This window comes from Henriciella barbarensis (assembly GCF_003576345.1).
GTDB lineage: Bacteria > Pseudomonadota > Alphaproteobacteria > Caulobacterales > Hyphomonadaceae > Henriciella > Henriciella barbarensis.
The window spans coordinates 179,968-200,817 of sequence record NZ_QWGB01000014.1; the positions used below are offsets into that span (position 1 = coordinate 179,968).

A 20,850-nucleotide genomic window follows, 5' to 3' on the forward strand; every position below is an offset into this window, starting at 1 on the left:
CTGAGACTAAAAAATAAGAAAAAAGCTCAGCAGTGGGATTGTTCGTAGAAGCTCAGTTCGGGCTCGCCGAGCTTCTGAGCCATCGACCACGATGATGTCGTTTCCGAACACTCGTGGGTTCTCTGCTTTGCCGTTGCGAATTGCCGTGAGGTTGTAGCTTGCAGCAACTTGCTCGCCGCCCACTTGGCGAAATACGACTACATTTTTGGGGTTTGCCCCTTCAGTAGGGCCTCCAGCCATCGCTACGACCTGTAAGAGTCCCATTTCACCGGTGACCTGAACCATCCCGGGATTTTTGATCGAACCATCAACGGTAACCCGTTCTATGCGGCTCTGCTGCAGAGTTACTGTTACATCGGCATCTTGCAGGTAGTCGTCTTCAAGCTTGGCTTCCAAAACCCCGGCGAGTTGGAGGGCCGTATTACCCAGCGCGTCCACCTCTCCGATCAGGGGCATTTTGATGCGCCCGCGATGATCGACTTCATATGTGCCATTAAGCTCGTTGACGCCGAAGACCTTCACTTGGACGCTATCGCCGGGCGCAATCTCAAGTTCACCAATCTCAGCCACGATTGTCCTGTCGGGCGCCGGCAGTATCTGACCTGAATTCGCTGCGGGCTGGTTGCCACCGCAGCCGGCAGCTGCGATCGATACAGCTACGGCGAGCCACGAGAGAAATGGTTTCATCTGTTTGTCCCTCTCAAAAGCTAAGGCGAGTTAACTTCTACAGTCTACTTGCTCTGGCGCAACTGGGCGATTCGCGTCTCGGTGCATTAACAATCGCTTGGTTCTGGTAGTGTTGAGCAATTCCCGTGCCAAATCGAAAGCGCCAAGAATGCTAAGTGCAAAGAAAAAGCCCCGCATCCTAAGTGGAAACGGGGCTACAGATGCTAAAATTTTGGACCGTCAGATCCGAACTTGCTCCAGAGCGCTTTGGTAGCCGCGAGAATGCTGGCTGCCGGGGATGTCGATGGCTTCGAGGCGCATGGCGCGGCGATAGATCTGGAGGGTGCGGGCGCCGAGCTCCTCGCGGGTCCAGGATTTGGCTGCTTCGAGGCCAGCCTTGCGCATTTCGAGCATGGCGTGGCGATCGTTAAAGAGGTCGAGTACGGTCTCCGCGATCGCGTCCGATGTACAGACTTCTGCCAGTCGGCCGCAATCGTAGCGGTGGATATGCTCGACAGCTGCTGGATCTTCGGCGCAAGCGACGAGCGGGCGGCCGAATGCGGCGGCCTCGTGATACACCGATCCGAAAGACTGATAGCGCGATGGCGCGAGCACAGCTTGGCAGCGTGCCAGAATGTGCGTCATCGATTCATCGGTGACGCGGCCATAATCGAACACCTGCTCAAGTAGGCTCGTCGACACGCCAAGCTGTGACGCGCGGGCGTCGAGGGCGCCGCTCTTCAGGCCTATCAGGTGAAGCTCAGGCAGGGGCTCACCCTGATCTCGAAGCTGCTCGCTGACTTTCTGGAAGGCCAGAAGCATTTCGTCGAAACCCTTCCGGTCGCTATCGTCGCCGATATAGGCGAGACGGAGCCTGGCGTGGGCAGGTGGGAACTGGGCAGAGATGCCGGCTTTGCGGATCACCGGATCCACCGACAGTGGGGTGACCATGTGAATGAGGCCTGGCGTGATATCGTACCAGTCGCGGATCGCGTTCGCGTGGCTGCGGCTGTTGGAGATGATGGCATCGGCGCTGTGGTTGCACCGCGCTTCCATGCCGCTGACGATGCGGTTGGAAATACGACGACCAAGAGTGCTAGCATTAGCTTCATCAATTCCGTGCGGCGCCGAGTTACGAATAACGACCGGCAGACCACAATCCATGAGCATGGCAGCGGGTGCGCCCCAGTTTGAAGCTTCGATCAGATCGAATGGGCGGCGCTCATGCTCTTCATGCACGCATTCACGGAATGCTGCAGCGGTTGCGGCAAACTCAAGACCCGGGATCTTGCGCATCAGACGGCGAAGGCCGGTGATGCGGCCGGCGCAGCCGATGACTTCAATGCGCTCATGATCAGTGCGGACAACATCGTCGCGGTCCATCGTAAAAACGCGAACGTTCACGCCATGTCGCGCAAGACCATGCGCGACCTCGCAGGCTACGCGGCCTTTTGCCGTCGGAATGGGCGGATACTCCCATGTCAGCAGCGCGACCTCAAGGGGTGGGTTCTCTTCCGGCCCCTCAACCGGCGCGATCGGATTGGTGTGTTGCATCTGTCTCATGCAGACCGAAACGTAAAATGCGGTTAACGGTTGCATTCATGTTTGCAGATGGTAGGAATGGGTGTTGTTTTCCGACCACAGAACCGCTCACCGAACGCGCCTTCAGTAGAAGTTCGCGATTTTGAGGTTTGAAGCTTAAAGTCTTGGTTTTGTGACTGGTTTTGCGGCACACGCAATCTAATTCGGTCTGGTCAGCCCGCGCGCCATTGCCTCCAAATTTTCCGGCAGCTAGGTGTGATGTATAGCTGTGGAAAGGTACGAGCGAGACGCATGTCGAAAGACAAACAGCCATTCGATGAGATGTTCGGAACAGGCGAAGAGCCGCGTGAACCGTACAAATCGTATCATAAATGGTTTGAGGGGGAGCAAAATGCGCGCCTCCGCAAGAAAGCCCACGAGGCCGAGCAGGCGTTCCGGCGCACAGGCATCACTTTCAATGTATATGGGCGCGAAGAAGCAAATGAACGGCTGATCCCGTTCGATATCGTTCCTCACATCCTCTCAAACCGCGAATGGCAAAAGCTGTCCGAAGGTATCGAGCAACGGGTTCGCGCGCTGAACGCGTTTCTTCACGACATTTATCACCGGCAAGAGATACTGAAGGCCGGGCGTATCCCCGCGCACATGATCAGCAACAATGAGGCTTACCTGCCGGAGATGATCGGCGTAGAGCCGCCCGGCAGCATCTACACTCATATCGTGGGCACTGATATCGTCCGTACGGGCGAGGACGAGTTCTTCGTGCTCGAAGACAATGCCCGAACGCCGTCTGGTGTCTCCTACATGCTCGAAAACCGCGAGACGATGTTCGAGATGTTTCCTGAGCTCTTCATCCAGAACCGTGTCTGTTCCGTTTCGACCTATCCCAAACGCCTTCGCCGCTCGCTGGCCGCATGCGCGCCGCCAGCGTGTGACGGCAAGCCGGTCATCGCCGTTCTGACGCCGGGTATTCACAACTCCGCCTATTTTGAACATGCCTTCCTGGCCGATGAGATGGGCGCAGAGCTTGTTGAAGGGCATGACCTTCGCGTCGTAAATGGCCGCGTCGCGATGCGTACGACGCAGGGCTACACACCTGTTGATGTCCTTTATCGCCGCGTAGACGACGCATTCCTTGATCCGTTGAACTTCAACCCGGACTCGATGCTTGGTGTGCCGGGTATCCTCGATGTCTACCGGGCAGGGGGCATTACGATTGCGAATGCACCGGGCACGGGGATTTCGGACGACAAGGCGATCTATTCCTACATGCCGGATATCGTCGAGTTCTATACGGGCGAGAAGGCGAAGCTGCCGAACGTGCCGACCTGGCGGTGTTCAGAGCCAGACTCGCTCGCCTATGTTCTCGACAATTTATCAGAATTGGTAGTGAAGGAAGTGCACGGGTCGGGCGGCTACGGCATGCTTGTTGGACCAGCTGCCAGCCGGAAGGAAATTGCTGAGTTTCGGGCGAAGCTGAAAGCAAAGCCAGATGGCTACATTGCCCAGCCCACATTAGCGCTCTCGACCGTGCCGATCTTCACCAATAAGGGCCTTGCCCCGCGCCATGTTGATCTTCGGCCCTTCGTGCTCGTCTCGCCAAACGGCATCGATATTACTCCGGGCGGCCTAACGCGTGTGGCGCTGAAGAAGGGCTCACTCGTCGTCAATTCGAGTCAGGGTGGCGGCACCAAGGATACGTGGGTGCTTGAATCATGATGCTTGGCAAGACAGCGGGCGGTCTCTTCTGGATGTGCCGTTACCTTGAGCGCAGCGCCAACAATGCGCGTCTCATCGAGGCGGGCTCTCGCATGACGATGACCCGTTCTATGGCAGATGATGCAGAATGGGAATCTGTGCTTTCTACCGCCAATGTGAAGGAGCTGTTCCTCCAGAAGCACGACCACGTAAAGCGCGCTGACGTTATCGATTATATCCTTCGCGACCGGTTTAATCCATCGAGCGTCATGTCGGTCGTGGAGTCTGCGCGCAATAACGCTCGTATGGTGCGCGTCGCCTTGACGCGAGAAGTCTGGGAAGCGGTCAATGATACATGGATGAGATTGAAGGAAGCGCTCGCGCGGCCAGTCGCTGATGCAGACCTTCCAAAAGTGCTTGAGCTTATTCGCCAACAGAGTGCGCAAGTGCGCGGCGCTCTGCAAGGCACCATGCTTCGCAACGATATCTTCAATTTCTGTGGTATCGGAACGTTTGCGGAGCGGGCCGACAATGTCGCGCGCATTCTGGACGTAAAATACTTCGTTCTGCTGCCTTCGGTCTCGATGGTTGGATCGACCATCGACAATTTCCAGTGGGAAGCGATCCTCCGTTCAGCTGCAGCAGAGCGTAGCTTTGCCTGGCTCAACAAGGAAAGCGGGCCGAGGGCGATTGCGGAGTTTCTCATTCTTGACCGGCGGCTGCCACGTTCGATTGCGTTCTGCTACACAAATCTCGCACGTAATCTCGCCTATCTCGAAGAGGAATATGGCGAAACCCTTCCAAGCCGGGAGATGTGCGAAGCAACCTTAGGCCGACTGACGAGTACTGATGTCGAGACCATTTTTGATGGCGGCCTGCACGAATTCATCCAGTCCATCCTGCGGTCCAATAACGCGCTTGGTCAGCAGATCGAGAAAGATTACCGCTTCTACGCATAAGGAAGAGTTTTGCGCCTCAAGATCGCCCACCTCACACACTACCGGTTTGCTGAGCCTGCCATTTACGGTCTGCAGCAAATACGGCTGGTTCCGAAGACGAGGCGAGGTCAAAGCGTCGAGGACTGGAATGTGACCTTTGAGGGCGGGTTCGAGCAGGTCCATTTCATTGACCAGTTCAACAATCACACGCTTCTTATCGGGCTAGAGGAAGGCACCAGCGAACTTGTCATCCGTGCAGAAGGTACGGTTCTCACGCAGGATGAGAACGGTATTGTGGGACAGCATGGTGGCTGGACGCCACTCTGGCTTTATCGTCGCAAGACCGATCTTACCCGGCCCGGTAGCGCCATTCAGGCGATCTGCGACCGGGTAGGGACCGGGTACGAGAATGATGTTGCGCGCCTCCACGCGCTGATGGGCGTGATCGCGGAAACGGTCAGCTATGAAACCGGCACGACAGGTGTGGCCACAACTGCCGAAGAGGCGGCCGTGTCCGGCCGCGGCGTTTGCCAAGACCACACGCAGATATTCGTCACCTGCGCACGGGTTATAGGTTTTCCGGCACGCTATGTCAGTGGCTACCTCATGATGGACGACCGTGTGCAACAGGACGCTTCCCATGCTTGGGCAGAAGCGTATGTTGAGGGCCTTGGCTGGGTCGGATTCGATGTTTCCAACGCCATTTCGCCGGACGCGCGCTACGTCGCCGTGGCGACGGGGCTGGATTACTTGGACGCCGCACCAGTTTCGGGGCTGAGCTTCGGGAGTGCTCAGCAGGGGTTGGAAGTGTCGGTTCAGGTGCAGCAGCAACAGCAGCAGCAATAAGCAAATATGACATACTGCGTGGGTCTATGCCTCGATAAGGGGCTCGTCTTCATGTCCGACACCCGCACTAATGCGGGCGTCGACAACATTTCAAAGTATCGCAAGATGTTCACCTGGAACGTGCCGGGCGAGCGGACCTTCGTCCTGATGACGGCAGGCAATCTTGCGACCACCCAGGCGGTGGTCAGCATGCTCGAAGAGCGCACCAAGGCACCAGAGGAGCGCAACCCGTCTATCCTTGAAGTGCCCTCCATGTTTCAGGCGGCGCGCCTCGTCGGCAAGACCCTTCGGGACGTAATCAAGGAAAGCGCGCCAGCCGCCGGCCCGGATGCCGAGTCGCCATTCCGCGCGACGCTCATCCTTGGGGGCCAGATCGCTGGCAGCGAGCCGCGCCTCTTCATGATCTACCCGGAAGGCAATTTCGTCGAAGCCAGCAAGGAGACACCCTTCTTCCAAATTGGCGAAACCAAATATGGCCGCCCGATCCTCGTGCGCGCTCATGATCCCGCCATGTCCTTCGCCGAGGCTGTAAAGCTGCTCATGGTGTCTTTTGACTCCACGTTGAAGGCGAACCTCTCTGTCGGCCTCCCGCTCGATCTTTTGCTCTACGAGACCGACAGCCTCGATATCCTGAAGCAGACCCGGATCGAGGAAGACGACCCGTACTACTCGCTCATTTCAGACAATTGGGGCGAAGCGCTGAAGACCACTTTTGCCTCTCTGCCACAGTACAGGCTCTAGAGTTCAGCTTGGAAGAAAAGCTAGAGGCTAAACTGGCGAAAATCCGGGATGCGGATCCGATTAATGAGGCGTATTCTGGTTTTACAAGGCACTCAGGGTCGCAAATTCGCTACTTGAGTATCAGGCGATCAGCTTTACAAACCAACCTTAGAATGCGGCCATGGTTACCAGACTCGGTCGAATTGATACAAACCGATGGGGCTGCTCGAATGATTGTCTATATCGCCACCTGGCCACGTTGCGGGAACGCCTTTGTCCGCAATCTTATCTATCTCAATTACAGGGTGATCACCGCCGATGGCTATCCGAGCAAGGCACCATGGCCAGAGCGGCTGAATGCCGAATATTTCTCAGACTTCATCAAGTACCAGGATGAGGGGCAGCCTCCGCGGCTCGCGCTTCAACATGGCGCGCTCGATCTTTTGAACGACAAGCCGGACTTGCGCCGCGAACTCGCTGCCATGAGTGAAACCTTCCTCGTGAAGACCCACGAAATGCCGCCTGAAGATCCTGTCGATGGTGAGGCCTTCGTCTGCATGGTTCGGCACCCGGTGCGGGCAGTTGCCTCCCGCAGGAAGCTGCTCGTCACCAAGGACGTGATGAAGACGGCCCGCGGTGACTATATCGGGGGCCACTGGAGTGACTTCCACCGGCTCTGGCACGACTCGCCGATGCCGCGGGTCAGCGTTCGCTATGAAGACGTCGTTGGCAAACCGGAAGTGGTCGTGCGTCCCTGCGCGGAGCTGCTTGGGCTTCCCGAGCTCGAAGTCGTCCGAGATCTTCCGATTGCCGCAAGCAAGGCTTTGAACCCGGAGCGAAACCCCGGCCTCGGCAATGATGGCTGGAAGACGGTTATCACTGACGAAGAAGCCGCTGCAATCTGGGAAGAAACCGGAGAGGCAGCAAGCGCCTGGGGCTATGAACCCGTCCATGAAGGCGCTCAGTCGGAGCAGAACACGACCGCATAACTGAGAGGCGGGCGGACGCCCCATACCGAACGCCCCCTTTAGCTTCGAATACAGACTGCCCGCATTAGGCTTGCCGCAGCGTCGAGGCTCCGCAGCAAGCAAAATGCGGACGCCATCGCCACTATGCTTCGCTCGACAGTTTTGAGTGATTGATTTCTCAAACCGATGCATTACATCGCGTTTTCCCAAGTGGCGGGCGCCTATAGCTCAGTTGGTAGAGCAGCTGACTCTTAATCAGCGGGTCCGAGGTTCGAATCCTCGTGGGCGCACCACTTTCCAAAAAAACGAAAAAATGTGCAGCACGGGCCGACGGATCGCGCCGGGCCGGGCGTCTAAGCCTTCAGGTAATGCCAATAGAAAGCCTGCAAGCTCATGATTTCACGCCTCTTCAAGTCGCGCTCGGCGCTCGTTCTCGGGATAATCGTTCTAGCCGTGACGGGGTGGTTCGGGCTTAAGGCCACTGTGCTCTCGGGCGCCGAGACCCCGGACTATCAGACCGCGCAGGCGACCCGCGGCGATATTGATGTGACCATATCTGCGGCGGGCAAGATCACGCCGAAAGTATCCGTCGATGTGGGTGCGCAGGTGTCCGGTCAGCTTCAGGAGCTTCTCGTTGAGATCGGGGATGAGGTCGAGAAGGGTGATCTTCTTGCCCGGATCGACCCGACACTTGCCCAGACCAGCGTCGAGGCCAATCGCGCACAGCTATCCGAACTTCAGGCGAGCCGTAAACAGCAGCAGGCGACCCTTGAACTTGCGCGCGCCGAAGCAGACCGCGCCGAAATGCTTCACGAGGCTGATGCCATTGCCCGCGCCGAATTTGAAAGCGCTGAGGCTGAGCTGACAATCGCGCAGGGCCGCCTCGAGGCAATCGAGGCCCAGATCCAGCGCCAGTCATCGTCTTTGCAGTCAGAACTCGCCAATCTCGAATTCACCCGCATCTATGCGCCGATCTCTGGCACTGTCGTGTCGTCATCCGCTGTCGAGGGCCAGACGCTCAACGCCAATCAGACCGCGCCGATCATCCTGACCATCGCGGACCTTGGCGTCATGACGGTCGAAACCGATGTGTCCGAGGCAGACGTGCTACGGATCGATGAAGGCCAGGAGGCTTATTTCACGACGCTTGGTGATGCGACCCGTCGTTGGGAAACGACAGTTCGCCAGGTCTTGCCGACGCCGGAGGTTCTCAATGACGTTGTGCTCTACAAGGCGCTAGTCGACGTTGAGAATCCGCAAGGACGGCTGAAGCCTCAGATGACCGCGCAGGTTTTCTTCGTCACAGGGCGCGCATCCAATGCGGTTCTCGTACCTGTGACGGCCCTTCAGTCACGCCCTGCGCGCTCAGAGCGCCCACAAGGGCAGGGCGGTGGCCAGCCTGTCGCGAGCAATGATGGCCGACGCCGCGGCTTCATGCAGGCCGACGCAGCATCGCCTGCCGATGAAGTCGGAGCAGGTTCGCAGCGTCGGGAAGACTTCCGACGCGCGCGTGACGCAAATCCGGAGACCGAAGCGGCCACGGTCCTTGTGCTGTCCAGCGACGGGACGCCCCAGCCACGCCGGGTTCTTGTCGGCCTGAAGACGCGCACAATGGCTGAAATTATTTATGGCATCGATACCGGAGAGACGGTTGTTGCGGGCAGTGTCTCAATACAACGGCAGAGCGGCGGTGAGCGCGGTGGCCAGCGTAGCGGCGGTCGCCGCTTCATGCGCGGATAGGGGCAGATAAGATGTCAAATCCGCTTATCCAGCTTGAAAATGTCCGCCGCTATTACGGTGCGGGCGACACGGAAGTCCGCGCGCTTGATGGTGTGTCGCTGACGATCAATCCTGGCGAGTTCGTTGCCATTGTCGGTCAATCGGGCTCCGGGAAATCGACATTGATGAACATTCTAGGCTGTCTGGACCGGCCCACGGACGGTACATACACGGTGCGTGGGGAGTCTATTTCGCGGCTAGATGCAGACGAGCTCGCCGCGCTGAGGCGCGAGACATTCGGTTTTATCTTCCAGCGATATAATCTGCTCGCCAGTGTGACAGCCTCCGAGAATGTCGAGATCCCGGCCGTCTATGCCGGCCTTGGTCAGGAAGAGCGCCGGGCAAAGGCGAAAGAGTTGCTTGCCCGGCTTGGCCTTGGCGACAGGACTGGTCACAAGCCCGGCGAACTGTCCGGCGGCCAGCAACAGCGTGTGGCCGTTGCCCGGGCTCTCGTGAATGATGCTGAGGTCATCCTCGCCGATGAGCCGACCGGCGCGCTCGATTCCGGATCGAGCGCGGAGTTGCTGACGCTGCTGGAAGGCCTGCATGAGAGCGGGCGGACGATCATTCTCATTACCCATGATGAGAAGGTGGCGGCGCGTGCCAAACGGGTCGTGACGATCAAGGATGGGCGTATTGTTTCAGATAGCGGCGATCAGCAGGGCCATCAGGAGGCCCGTGAGCCCTATCGCTATACACGCAAGGGACCGTCGCCCATCGGGCAGGTATTCGAAGCGGTGAAAATGGCTTTCCGATCGCTTCGCGCGAATTTGTTTCGCACGGCGCTGACCTTGTTGGGGGTCGTGATCGGCGTGTCAGCCGTCGTCGCCATGCTGGCGATCGGGCAGGGCAGTCAGCAGGAGGTCATGGCGCGATTTGAATCGCTGGGCCCGAACCTTCTCTTTGTCCGGCCAGGCGCGCCCGACCAGCGCCAGCGTGGCAACGCGATCGCCACCCTCACGTTGCAGGATGCCGATGCTTTAGGAGAACTCGACAATATTATTGCCGCCGTTCCTTCGCGGTCCAGCAGCGCCACGTTGCGCGTTGGATCGAATGATGCGCGCGGCCAGATCGAGGGCGTGTCAGAGGATTGGCCACTCGTCCAGAACAGAGGCATGAAGTACGGTACGTTCTTCACGGAAGATGATATGGACCGCCGGATAGGCGTCGTTGTCCTTGGTACCACCACGGCTAGGAACCTCTTTGATGACGTTCAAAGCGCTGTCGGCCAGTACGTCTTCCTGGGGGGCGCACCTTTTGAGGTTTCAGGTATCCTCGAAGAGAAGGGTGCGACCGCATGGGGTCAGGATCAGGACGATGTCGCCCTTGTGCCGATTACCACCGGCATGATGCGCATCTTTGGGCAGGCCTATCTTTCCTCTATCACTTTGGCCGTCGACAATACCGACCGGATCGCCGAGACCGAAGAGGCGGCACGCTCGCTACTCCTCGCGCGGCACGGCACTGAGGATTTCCAGCTGCGCAACACAGCATCGTTTCTGGAATCCATGCAGGAAGCGCAAAGCTCTTTCTCGATCCTGCTGGGATCTGTCGCCTCCATCTCGCTCCTCGTTGGCGGGATTGGCGTCATGAACATCATGCTGGTCAGCGTCTCGGAACGGACGCGAGAGATCGGTGTACGTATGGCGACCGGCGCAAGGCGATCCGACATCATGATCCAGTTCGTGGTCGAAGCGCTTGTCGTTGGGGGCCTCGGCGGGATCGTCGGCGTCCTCTTCGGCCTTAGCGTCTGTTTCATCCTGGCAAAGAGCGGCATGACCATAGCGGTCACCGCAATGCCCGCCATTCTCGCTTTCACATCGGCGCTCGGCACCGGCCTGGTTTTTGGTCTCCTGCCGGCCCGCAAAGCCGCACGTCTCGACCCTGTCACCGCGCTTGCTTCGGAGTAACCCAATGCTGCGTTCATTTCTCATCTCGGCCAGCGTGATCACGCTCTCTGCATGCACAACGAGCTTTGCTCCACAACCGCCCGTCAGCGATGCCGCGATCGCCATGCCAGCTACCTATGATTACGCGGCAGAGGTTGAGACGCTGGCGCAGACCGATGATTCCTGGTGGGAAAGTTTCGAGACCGCAGAGCTTGAAGCTCTGGTGGCTGACGCGCTCGAAGCGAACCAGACGCTGGCGCAGGGTATCGCCAATATCCGCGCCTCACGCGCTGCGCTGCAGATCGCTGATGCGGCCTTCCTGCCGCAGGCGAGCGCCGGGTTGTCCGCCTCTAGCAGTACCGCAGGCGATGGTCTCGATGACATAGACGCAAGCGGCCGCCTCTCTGCCTCCTACCAGCTTGATCTGTTCGGCGCGAATGCCGCGAACCGCGAAGCGGCGCTGGCAAGTCTTGATGCGGCCATCTTTAACCAGCGCGCACTGGAACTCACCGTACAGGCCGATGTGGCGAATAACTACTTTTCCTTGCTGGCCGTGCGGGACCAGCTGTCGGTCGCGCGTCAGAACCTCGAAATCTCCGAACGCATCTTCGATATCGTCGAAGTACGTTATGAGGCCGGCGCGATATCTGGCTTCGATGTGTCGGCGCAGCGCGCCCAGCTGGCAAATGCGCGCGCTCGTATCCCTCAGATAGAGGCGCAGATCACAGGGTTTGAAACCGCGCTTGCGATCCTGAACGGCCAGGTCCCTCAAGGCTTTAGGGCGCCGGGCGATGACATCCTCGACGTGTCCTTGCCGCAGATACCTGCTGGTCTGCCGTCTGACCTTCTACTGCGGCGCCCCGACCTTCTACAGTCTGAAGCCAGCCTTCGCGGGGCCAATGCCAATATCGCGGCCGCGCGCGCGGCCTTCTTCCCGACGGTGGACCTTGGCGCAGGTCTCAGCGCGCTGCTGACCGGCGGCTCAAGTCTGACAGGGTCGCTATCGGCTGGGCTTGCTCAGACCGTATTCTCCGGCGGGCGGCTCGACGGCCAGCTTGAGGCGTCAGTTGCACGGCGCGACGCCCAGCTAGCGGCCTATCGCCAGTCCATATTGAGCGCGCTTCGCGATGTGGATGTCAGCCTGCAGGCCTCAGACACCAATGCCGCGCGCGAGGCGCAGCTGGAGATTGCCGAAGCCGCTGCCGCCGATGCGCTAGAGGCAGCAGAGCTGCGCTACCGCGCCGGTTCAGATGACCTCACCAGCCTGCTCAATGCCCAGCAGACTTATTTCGACGCATCGAGCAATCTGGTTCAGGTCCGTCTCGACCGCCTGACGTCGGCGATCAATGTCTATGTCTCGCTGGGTGGTCGGTATTAGGCGCACATGCAGGATTGGAGCTGAAGGCGGGCGCTCTACATCGGTTTCATGAGAATCTTGCCAGCGATCATTGCCGTCATCTTTGCAGGATGCGGCGCTCCTTCAGAGCCATCGACGTCGAACGCGCAGACGGCGTCCAACTTCAGCCAGGCGTCGCCAGCGGTGCCAGCGACTTCCGGTCTCAACGAACAGCTGATCGAGGAGATGCTGGAGGCAGCCGAGGGCCTACCGCAATTGCGATCATTGATTGTGATGCGTGATGGCGAGGTCCTTGTCGAAGAGCGGTTCAATGGCGGCCCGCCTCTGGACCGGGGCGTGAACATCAAGTCGGCTTCCAAATCCGTCATTTCTGCTCTGGTGGGCATCGCGATCGATAAAGGCGTGCTGACCGGTGTCGATCAAACGGTACTCTCCGTTCTCGAAGCTGATGCGCCTGCCGATCCGGAACCGATGCTGTCAGAGGTGACCGTTGGCAACCTCCTGTCGATGCAGTCCGGTCTGGAGCGTACCTCTGGCGGCAATTACGGCCGCTGGGTCGTCAGCGATAACTGGGTGCGCCACGCGCTATCCCGGCCCTTCGTCGATGAACCTGGCGGACGCATGCTCTATTCAACGGGGAACACGCACCTGCTTTCGGCCATGCTGACGGGCGCCTCAGGCAGCGATACCTATCAATTGGCAGAGGACTGGCTGACCGATCCGCTCGGCATCAGCATCCCTAGCTGGCAGACCGATCCGCAGGGCATCTATTTCGGCGGCAACAACATGTCGATGAGCCCGCTCGATATGGCCGCCTTTGGAGAGCTCTATCGGCTCGGCGGCGTCGTCGACGGCCAGCGTGTGCTCTCGGAAGACTGGATCGAGGAAAGCTGGACGCCGCGGACCGTTTCGCCGTGGAGCGGGGAGCAATATGGTTATGGCTGGTTCATCAGCAACGCCGCTGGCTATCCGGTGCGCTATGCATGGGGCTATGGCGGCCAGATGATCTATGTCCTGCCAGATCTCGCCCTCACCGTTGTGATGACGTCCGACACAGGCAGCGAGCGCGGCAGTAGCCACATTCGCGAGCTTCACGAGCTGCTGGAGGAAGGGATCGTCCCGGCCGCTGTAGAAGGCGAATAGCTCTACACAGCTTGAGGCATCTCGTCATCGCGCAGGGGCCGTTGAACCTGCGACCGTCATATCGCGCTATCCAGACGCTCGTCGCCGGAACTGATTCGTCGATACGGCATTGATTCGCCATTGGAGGCCCCACAATGGCTATGCGTGCTTACTGGAAGGGCTATTTGCGCCTTTCTCTCGTCAACATTGGAATAGAGCTCTATTCAGCGACCTCGTCCTCGAACCGCGTTTCCTTGCGCCAGATCCACAAGCCGACCGGCAAGCGGATCCGCTACCAGAAAATCGCCGAGGGCGTCGGTCCGGTGGATACCGATGAAATCGTCAAAGGGTTTGAGACCAGCAAGGATGAATATGTCATTCTGGAGCCTGAGGAGCTTGATGAGATCAAGCTGGAAAGCAAGCGGACCATAGACCTCGTCCAGTTTGTAGAGTCGTGCGAGATTGATCCGCGCTATTTCGAGAAGCCATACTATGTCGTCCCCCGTGATGATGAGGTTGCCGCCGAAGGCTTTACAGTCATCCGCGACGCGCTGCGCAAAAACAAGATGGTTGGCTTGGGGCAGATGGCGGTACGCGGGCGCGACTATGTGGTCGCGATCAAGCCTTGCGGGGATGGCCTCCTTCTCGAGACGCTACGTTTCGCCGACGAGATCCGCGAGAGCGACAAGATCTTCGACGAGATACCCGAGGTCAAACCCGACAAGGAGATGCTGGACCTTGCGAGCGAGCTGATCGCGCGCAAGACCAAACCATTCAAGCCTGAAGCCTTCAAGTCCAGCTATGCCGATGCGCTCATGGAGCTCATCAAGGAAAAAAGGGAGGACGGGGCCGTCAGCCATGATGACAGCGGCGACGGCGATACCTCCCGCAGCAAGGGCAAAGTGGTCGACCTCATGGAGGCACTCAAAAAGAGCGTCGACAAGGACAAGAGCGGTGCAAAGAAGAAAACCGCCTCAAAAACCTCGTCCAGGTCTTCAAAGTCGAAGTCTGGAAAGGCGGCGTAATCAGGCATGGCGCAATCCAGCTCCGATACCCTCAAGACCTATCGCGAGAAACGCGACTTTTCACGAACGCCCGAACCTGACGGCTCCTCAAAGCGCAAATCAAAGTCGAGGGGCAAGCTCAGTTTCGTCGTTCAGAAGCATGATGCGAGCCGCTTGCATTATGACTTCCGGCTGGAGCTGAACGGCGTTCTGAAAAGCTGGGCGGTCACGAAGGGGCCGAGCCTCGACCCCGCTGACAAGCGCCTTGCAGTGCGCACGGAGGATCATCCCCTCGATTATGGCGACTTCGAAGGGGTCATCCCGGATGGCTATGGTGCCGGGACGGTCATGCTCTGGGACCAAGGAGAATGGGTCCCGCGTGAGGACCCTGCAGAGGGCCTGAAAAAAGGCTCCTTGAAGTTCGACCTCAAAGGTCAGCGGATGAAAGGGGGCTGGGCGCTCGTCCTGATGAAGAACAACTCAAGCAAGGGCAGGGAGAACTGGCTTCTCATCAAGGAAAAGGATGACGAAGCCGACCGCAACTCCGACCCGCGCGAGACCTGGCAGACCAGCGTCACCACAAATCGTGATTTCGTTGAGATCGCCGTCGCTGCGGCAGGTGGGGAGGCTAACATTCTGGGCGAGGATGAGGCGCCCGATTTCCCGGACTTCGTTGAGCCTCAGCTTGCAAAACTGCGCGATGATCCGCCATCGGGCGAAGAATGGCTGCATGAGCTGAAATTCGATGGCTACCGCATTCAGGCACTGATCGCAGGACATCAGGTTCGCCTGATCACGCGGAACGGCAAGGACTGGACCGACCGCTATCCGAGCGTCGCCAAAGCGCTTGCAGAGCTGGATGTCGAGAGCGCAGCGATCGATGGCGAACTCGTTGCGCTGGATGATCGCGGCCACAGTCATTTTGCGTCACTGCAAGCGGCCACAAAGGGTGAGGGCAACGCGGCGCTGGCCTATTACGCGTTCGATCTCTTGTCCCTTAGCGGCAAGGATTATCGCAAGAACCCGCTCACCGCACGCAAAGCTGCGCTCAAGAACATCATCCCGAAAGATGAAGAGATCGTCCGCTTCTCCGATCACATCGAAGGCAAGGGCGAGGATGTCATCGGCAAGGCCTGCGGCATGGGGCTCGAAGGAATTATCTCCAAGAAGGGCGCCGCGAAATATGTGTCGGGGCGTGGCTCCGGCTGGATCAAATCGAAATGCGTGGGGCGCGATGAATTTGTGATCGGCGGGTATCGCAAGTCCGACAAGCGAGGTCGGCCGTTTGCTTCGCTGCTGCTCGGTGAGTTCGAGAATGGAAAGCTGCTCTATCGCGGCCGCGTCGGCACAGGCTTTGATGAAGCGCTCATGGATGAGCTGGCCGATGCAATGGCAAAGCTGGAGCGTAAGACGCCCGCTTTTGAGGAACTTCCATCGGACGCGAAACGCGGCGCGGTCTGGCTGACGCCGAAGCTTGTCGGTGAGATCGCCTACACAGAGCGCACGCCCGACGGCTTGCTGCGTCATCCAAGCTTTCAGGGCCTGCGAGAAGACAAGGCGCCAGAGGATGTCAAGACGACAGCAGCAAAGCAGGTAGAGGCTGTAGACGGAGACGATGGCGAGGTGCTGGGTATCCGCATCAGCCACCCGGACCGTGTGGTCTATGAAGAGCAGGGCGCGACCAAGCGCGAAATCGCCGAATATCTGGCAGAGATTGCGCCGCGCATGATCCCACATATCAAGGACCATCCGGTAAGCCTGGTACGGTGCCCATCAGGGGCAGGGGGCAAGTGCTTCTACCAGAAACACCACACTGACTCAGTGCCCGAAGCGATCGGCGAAACGAAGATCAAGGAGAAAGATGGCGACACATCGAGCTATCTCGTGCTGAACACCGCGGAGGCACTTGTTTCTGCAGCGCAGATCGGCGCGCTTGAGCTACACATATGGGGCTCGCGAACGGACGAGCTCGAGAAGCCGGACCGTCTCGTACTGGATCTCGATCCTGATGAGGGGCTTGATTTCGAGGACGTGAAGTCAGCCGCCTACGAAGTGCGCGACGTGCTACGCGCGGCGGGTCTGACGACATTTGTGCTGCTGACTGGCGGCAAGGGTTTGCATATGATTGCGCCGCTTGAGCGCCGACAGGGCTGGGACGAGGTTAAGGCCGCCTCGCGGGGCCTCGCCAGAAAGCTAGCGGAGGCTGCGCCGGATACCTATGTCGCCGAAGCATCGAAGGCCAAGCGCAAAGGACGTATCTTTATCGACTGGCTGCGCAATGAGCGCGGCGCGACGGCGGTCTGCCCGTATTCGCTCCGCGCCCGCCCCGGTGCCCCGGTTGCGACGCCTGTCCGCTGGGATGAGCTATCGGGCATCTCATCCGGACACGACTATACGCTATCCAATATCAGGCGGCGTCTAAGCTCTCTCAATTCAGACCCGTGGGAGGGCTATGATGATGTCAGGCAGTCAATTTCGAAGAGTGTACTAAGCGTACTCGCAGACGATTAAGCCCCAAGCGCCTGCGCGCCCTTCAATAGATCCTCGATCTTGATCGGGTAGCGGGCCGTCCGAATGCCCGTTGCATGCCAGACCGCGTTGGCAATCGCGCCAACCGTACCCGTAATGCCAAGCTCGCCGACACCTTTTACACCAAGGTCATTCACGTGCGGATCATCTTCATCGACCAGTAGTGCTTCAAGGTGCGGCACGTCAGCCAGCACCGGAATGTGATAACCCGCAAAATCATTGTTGAGCGGCCTGCCAGTACGCTTGTCGTGCATGCCTTCTTCGTGAAGGGCAAAACTAACGCCCCAGATCATACCGCCAGTGAGCTGGCTTTGCGCGAGGCGCGGATTGATGATCCGCCCTGCAGCAAACGCGCCGACCAGCCGGGTGACGCGCACCTGGAAGAGGTCGGGATCGACCTTCACCTCGGCGTAGACCGCGCCGTGTGAGAACATGGCATATGTTTCGGTACTTGCCTTGTCGCGGTTGCCGCGGCCTCTGCCTTCGATCTCTTCGATACCGGCCCTCTGCAGGATGTCGATGTAGCTCTCACCGACGTTCGGATCCTCGGCCTTGAAGAGGCGGCCATTCTCTCCCAGCACGCGTTCATTGCCCGCGCCAAAGAGCGGCGAATCCTTGTCCTGCGTTGCGATCTCGGCAAGCTGGCGGATGACATCATTACCCGCCGCAAAGAGCGCGCCGCCTGCCGATGCTGTATGTGCCGAGCCGCCGGCGACACTGCCATCAGGCAAGTCGGAATGGCCGATGTCGAACTCGATATCGTCAGCCGCCATGCCAAGTCCGTCAGCAGCCATCTGCCAGAGCGCCGTCCAGGCGCCCTGACCCATGTCAGCGCCGGAGGTTTCGGCCCGTGCGCTGCCATCCTTGCGAAGGACCGCCCGCGCCTTTGCGGGGAAAAAGGGCGCATGGAAGATGCTCGTGCCCATGCCCCAGCCTGTCAGGAGGCCGTTCTCGTCGCGCATCTGGCGAGGCTTTAGCGGCCGATCCTTCCAGCCGAAACTGTCAGCTGCTGCCTTATAACATTCGCGCAAAGCCTTGGCAGAATAAGGTTTTCCGTTTGACGGGTCTTTTTCTGCATAATTGAGAAGCCGGAATTCAAGCGGGTCCATGCCTGCCTTCTCCGCGGCCACGTCGATCGCGCATTCGATGACCGCAGAGCCGGTAGCAATACCCGGTGCCCGCATCGCACCCGGCGTGCCGGTGTCAAAGCGCGTACCGGTATGGCTGACGCTGATTGATGGTGTGGCATAGAGGCTAAGGCCAGCATTTGCGGCGCCATCCAGCCAATTGTCGAAGCTGCTGGTGGAGACGTTCGCCTTATGCTCGAAGGCGAGGAGGTTGTTGTCTGCGTCCATGTCATAGCGAACGCTCTGGCGCGTTGCGCTCCGGTGCTGGACCGGTCCGAACATCTGGTCGCGTTTCAGCGCAAGCTTCACGGGCCGCTTCATTTCACGGGCCGCGAGGATACCCAGCATCTGCGGCCCGAACAGCACGGCCTTTGAGCCGAACCCGCCGCCAAGATACGGCGAACGAAGCGTCACATTTTCAGGCGGGATGCCGAAATAATTGGCGATACCCGGCTTGGCGAGGCCGATGGCCTGATTTGGCATGTCGACGGTCACGTGGTCGCCATCCCACTCGGCGACGACCGCATGGGGCTCCATTGCATTGTGATACTGGAGCGGCGTCTCCATTTCGACGCTGGCCGATAGGGCCGCCTTCTTACGATTGCCCTCAAAATCCCCCGTCGAGAATTTTGGCGGCGTGGAGATGCCGACCGCTTCCGGGTCGAACGCTTCGCCATCATCAAAGCCGATCCGCGCCTGATCGCTATCGTACGTCGCCTTTACCAGACGGGCGCCTTCGACAGCGGCTTCGAGCGTTTCTGCGAGAATAACCGCGATCGGCTGGCCGGCATAGCGGACCTTGTCATTCTGCAGTACGTCGATGCGGGCGGTGAAAGGTGTGGTCTTCTGATCGGGATCCTGCGACAGGGCAGGGGTATTGTCTGGCGTCATGACATGCACAACGCCCGGATGTGCAAGGGCAGCCTCAATATCCAGTGATGTCACCCGACCGCGGGCGATACTTGCGCCTGCAAACACGGCGTGGAGAAGGTTCTCCGGATGATTGTCCGCGGCATAGGTTGCGGTCCCGGTGACTTTCGCGATGCCATCTCGGCGTGTCATTGACTGGCCTGAATTGGAGCCTAGCCGGACATGATGGGCGGCGACCATAGGTGTGTCAGCCATTAGCGGGCCTCCTTTCCAACGGCAAACACAGACCCGGGCAGGTCCGGCATCTTCGGCGGCGTGCCATCTGCGGCAGCTTTTAGTGCGCGCACCAGGATGCGTTTTGCCAGTTCGATCTTGTGCGCATTGTCGCCCGACGGTCTGGCACCTGCCAGCGCCGCATCGGCAGCCTTTCTGAAGGAGGCCTCATTTGCTTCGGCGCCATTCAGGGCGTCTTCTGCTTCGCGCGCCCGCCATGGTTTTGCGGCGACACCGCCAAGCGCAATCCGCGCATCCTTGATGCGGCCATCTCCGACGTGGAGCATCGCGGCTGCCGAAACGATGGCGAACGCAAAGGATGTCCGGTCACGCAGCTTGATATAGCGGGCCCACGGCGCAAACCGCTTGGCGTCCGATGGCAGGATGATCTCAGTGATGATCTCGCCCTTTTTCAGGGCGCTTCCGGGCGGCTGGACGCTGCCGGGCAGGCTGTAGAAATCATCGATGGAAATCTCACGCGCCCCATCCGCACCGTCCACCACGACACGCGCGCCGAGCGCTGCCAGCGGCACACAGAAATCAGACGGGTGAACCGCGATACAAGTTTTCGTCCAGCCAAGCACAGCATGCTTGCCGTTCTCTCCTTCGAGCGCGTCACAGCCCTCACCAACTTCGTGCAGATTGCACGCGCTATTTGGGTCGTAGAAATAGGCGCAACGCGGCTGTTGCATCAGATTACCGCCAACTGTCGCCGAATTGCGAAGCTGACCGGACGCCCCTGAGAGCAGTGCTTCGGCAATCGCTGGATAGTCGCTCACGATATCGGCGTTGCGGGCAAGGTCCGAATTTCGCACCAGCGCACCGATGCGCAGCGACCCGTCTTTCTGTGGCTCAATCCGTTTGAGGCCATCAAGCCGCGTAATGTCGACAAGGCTATCGGGCGTGCGCACGCCAGCCTTCATCAGATCGAGAAGATTGGTGCCACCGGCATAAAAAGACGCGCCGGGCTTACTCGCGGCCTTGATCGCCTCTGCGACGGTTTCAGGGCGCTGATACTCAAACGACTTCATGACTTGGCTCCCTTCGCGATGCGCGCCTGAGCGTCCATGACAGCGTCCTGGATGCCGGCATAGGCGCCGCACCTGCAGAGGTTGCCGCTCATGCCTTCGCGCACGGCTTCGGCAGATGCCTTGCCTTCTGTCTCGCTCAGCAGGCCGATCGCGCTCATGATCTGGCCGGGCGTGCAATACCCACATTGGAAGCCGTCATGCTCGATGAAGGCAGTCTGGACGGGATGAAGAGCATCGCCATTGGCGAGCCCCTCCACAGTCGTAATTTTCGCTCCCTCAAGGCTGACAGCGAGAGTGAGGCAACTATTTACCCGCCTCCCATCAACCAGCACTGTGCAGGCGCCGCACTGGCCGCGGTCGCAGCCTTTTTTTGTCCCCGTAAGTCCAATGCGTTCGCGCAGCACGTCAAGCAGTGTCGGGCGCGGATCTTCAAGATCCACACCGTGTTCGGTGCCATTTATGTTCAGGGATATCCGAAGCGCCATGTTCCC

General features: G+C 59.2%; 16 protein-coding genes and 1 tRNA gene. 12 read left to right on the top strand and 5 right to left on the bottom strand.

Going from position 1 to position 20,850, the window contains the following annotated elements; genetic code table 11:
* Positions 1–6 precede the first annotated feature (6 nt).
* Positions 7–687, bottom strand: coding sequence for a polysaccharide biosynthesis/export family protein (locus tag D1224_RS15290; RefSeq protein ID WP_119380799.1), 681 nt, complete (start codon positions 685–687; stop codon positions 7–9).
* Positions 688–906: 219 nt separating this feature from the next.
* On the bottom strand, positions 907–2,229 hold the full coding sequence (locus D1224_RS15295; RefSeq protein ID WP_182482333.1) for a glycosyltransferase family 4 protein: 1,323 nt from the start codon (positions 2,227–2,229) through the stop codon (positions 907–909).
* A 270-nt stretch (positions 2,230–2,499) separates the two neighbouring features.
* Between D1224_RS15295 and D1224_RS15300 the strand changes: the two genes are divergently transcribed.
* From D1224_RS15300 to ligD, 12 genes are all read left to right on the top strand, one after another.
* Entirely contained in the window at positions 2,500–3,927 is a 1,428-nt protein-coding gene (locus tag D1224_RS15300) for a circularly permuted type 2 ATP-grasp protein (RefSeq protein ID WP_119380801.1), read from the top strand.
* Positions 3,927–4,865, top strand: a complete 939-nt coding sequence (locus D1224_RS15305) for an alpha-E domain-containing protein (RefSeq protein WP_182482349.1) — start codon at positions 3,927–3,929, stop codon at positions 4,863–4,865. Before D1224_RS15300 ends, D1224_RS15305 begins: the two co-directional genes overlap by 1 nt.
* Before the next feature lie 9 nt (positions 4,866–4,874).
* A complete protein-coding gene (locus D1224_RS15310) occupies positions 4,875–5,690 on the top strand; it encodes a transglutaminase family protein (protein WP_119380803.1) in 816 nt (271 codons plus the stop codon).
* Positions 5,691–5,696: 6 nt separating this feature from the next.
* Positions 5,697–6,431 (top strand): proteasome-type protease, encoded by a 735-nt coding sequence (locus tag D1224_RS15315; RefSeq protein ID WP_119380804.1) that lies wholly within the window; start codon positions 5,697–5,699, stop codon positions 6,429–6,431.
* A 209-nt stretch (positions 6,432–6,640) separates the two neighbouring features.
* Positions 6,641–7,399, top strand: coding sequence for a sulfotransferase family protein (locus tag D1224_RS15320; RefSeq protein ID WP_119380805.1), 759 nt, complete (start codon positions 6,641–6,643; stop codon positions 7,397–7,399).
* A gap of 196 nt (positions 7,400–7,595) precedes the next feature.
* A tRNA-Lys gene (locus tag D1224_RS15325) sits at positions 7,596–7,671 on the top strand.
* Between the two features lie 100 nt (positions 7,672–7,771).
* Positions 7,772–9,118: an efflux RND transporter periplasmic adaptor subunit gene (locus D1224_RS15330; protein WP_119380806.1), complete on the top strand. Its 1,347-nt coding sequence runs from the start codon at positions 7,772–7,774 to the stop codon at positions 9,116–9,118.
* Between the two features lie 11 nt (positions 9,119–9,129).
* On the top strand, positions 9,130–11,067 hold the full coding sequence (locus D1224_RS15335; protein ID WP_119380807.1) for a MacB family efflux pump subunit: 1,938 nt from the start codon (positions 9,130–9,132) through the stop codon (positions 11,065–11,067).
* 4 nt (positions 11,068–11,071) lie between these two features.
* Entirely contained in the window at positions 11,072–12,424 is a 1,353-nt protein-coding gene (locus tag D1224_RS15340; protein WP_119380808.1) for an efflux transporter outer membrane subunit, read from the top strand.
* A gap of 48 nt (positions 12,425–12,472) precedes the next feature.
* Positions 12,473–13,546: a serine hydrolase domain-containing protein gene (locus D1224_RS15345; RefSeq protein WP_233350580.1), complete on the top strand. Its 1,074-nt coding sequence runs from the start codon at positions 12,473–12,475 to the stop codon at positions 13,544–13,546.
* A 134-nt stretch (positions 13,547–13,680) separates the two neighbouring features.
* Positions 13,681–14,550, top strand: a complete 870-nt coding sequence (gene ku / locus D1224_RS15350) for a non-homologous end joining protein Ku (protein ID WP_182482334.1) — start codon at positions 13,681–13,683, stop codon at positions 14,548–14,550.
* A gap of 6 nt (positions 14,551–14,556) precedes the next feature.
* Complete coding sequence (gene ligD / locus D1224_RS15355) at positions 14,557–17,040, top strand: DNA ligase D (protein WP_119380809.1); 2,484 nt, start codon at positions 14,557–14,559, stop codon at positions 17,038–17,040.
* On the opposite strand, the gene D1224_RS15360 is transcribed toward ligD, so the two are convergent.
* The 3 genes from D1224_RS15360 to D1224_RS15370 are packed head-to-tail and all read right to left on the bottom strand — an operon-like array spanning position 17,037 to position 20,844.
* Positions 17,037–19,310 carry a xanthine dehydrogenase family protein molybdopterin-binding subunit gene (locus D1224_RS15360; RefSeq protein ID WP_119380810.1) on the bottom strand — a complete coding sequence of 758 codons (2,274 nt, stop codon included), beginning with the start codon at positions 19,308–19,310 and terminating at the stop codon, positions 17,037–17,039. The genes ligD and D1224_RS15360 overlap by 4 nt on opposite strands.
* Positions 19,310–20,359, bottom strand: a complete 1,050-nt coding sequence (locus D1224_RS15365) for an FAD binding domain-containing protein (RefSeq protein ID WP_119380811.1) — start codon at positions 20,357–20,359, stop codon at positions 19,310–19,312. Before D1224_RS15365 ends, D1224_RS15360 begins: the two co-directional genes overlap by 1 nt.
* Entirely contained in the window at positions 20,356–20,844 is a 489-nt protein-coding gene (locus D1224_RS15370; protein WP_119380812.1) for a (2Fe-2S)-binding protein, read from the bottom strand. Before D1224_RS15370 ends, D1224_RS15365 begins: the two co-directional genes overlap by 4 nt.
* Positions 20,845–20,850: the final 6 nt, after the last annotated feature.

Coding starts and splice junctions, on each gene's coding strand:
- D1224_RS15290 (WP_119380799.1), bottom strand. CDS start 687: ATGAAACCATTTCTCTCGTGGCTCGCCGTAGCTGTATCGATCGCAGCT.
- D1224_RS15295 (WP_182482333.1), bottom strand. CDS start 2,229: ATGAGACAGATGCAACACACCAATCCGATCGCGCCGGTTGAGGGGCCG.
- D1224_RS15300 (WP_119380801.1), top strand. CDS start 2,500: ATGTCGAAAGACAAACAGCCATTCGATGAGATGTTCGGAACAGGCGAA.
- D1224_RS15305 (WP_182482349.1), top strand. CDS start 3,927: ATGCTTGGCAAGACAGCGGGCGGTCTCTTCTGGATGTGCCGTTACCTT.
- D1224_RS15315 (WP_119380804.1), top strand. CDS start 5,697: ATGACATACTGCGTGGGTCTATGCCTCGATAAGGGGCTCGTCTTCATG.
- D1224_RS15320 (WP_119380805.1), top strand. CDS start 6,641: ATGATTGTCTATATCGCCACCTGGCCACGTTGCGGGAACGCCTTTGTC.
- D1224_RS15330 (WP_119380806.1), top strand. CDS start 7,772: ATGATTTCACGCCTCTTCAAGTCGCGCTCGGCGCTCGTTCTCGGGATA.
- D1224_RS15335 (WP_119380807.1), top strand. CDS start 9,130: ATGTCAAATCCGCTTATCCAGCTTGAAAATGTCCGCCGCTATTACGGT.
- D1224_RS15340 (WP_119380808.1), top strand. CDS start 11,072: ATGCTGCGTTCATTTCTCATCTCGGCCAGCGTGATCACGCTCTCTGCA.
- D1224_RS15345 (WP_233350580.1), top strand. CDS start 12,473: ATGAGAATCTTGCCAGCGATCATTGCCGTCATCTTTGCAGGATGCGGC.
- ku (WP_182482334.1), top strand. CDS start 13,681: ATGGCTATGCGTGCTTACTGGAAGGGCTATTTGCGCCTTTCTCTCGTC.
- ligD (WP_119380809.1), top strand. CDS start 14,557: ATGGCGCAATCCAGCTCCGATACCCTCAAGACCTATCGCGAGAAACGC.
- D1224_RS15360 (WP_119380810.1), bottom strand. CDS start 19,310: ATGGCTGACACACCTATGGTCGCCGCCCATCATGTCCGGCTAGGCTCC.
- D1224_RS15365 (WP_119380811.1), bottom strand. CDS start 20,359: ATGAAGTCGTTTGAGTATCAGCGCCCTGAAACCGTCGCAGAGGCGATC.
- D1224_RS15370 (WP_119380812.1), bottom strand. CDS start 20,844: ATGGCGCTTCGGATATCCCTGAACATAAATGGCACCGAACACGGTGTG.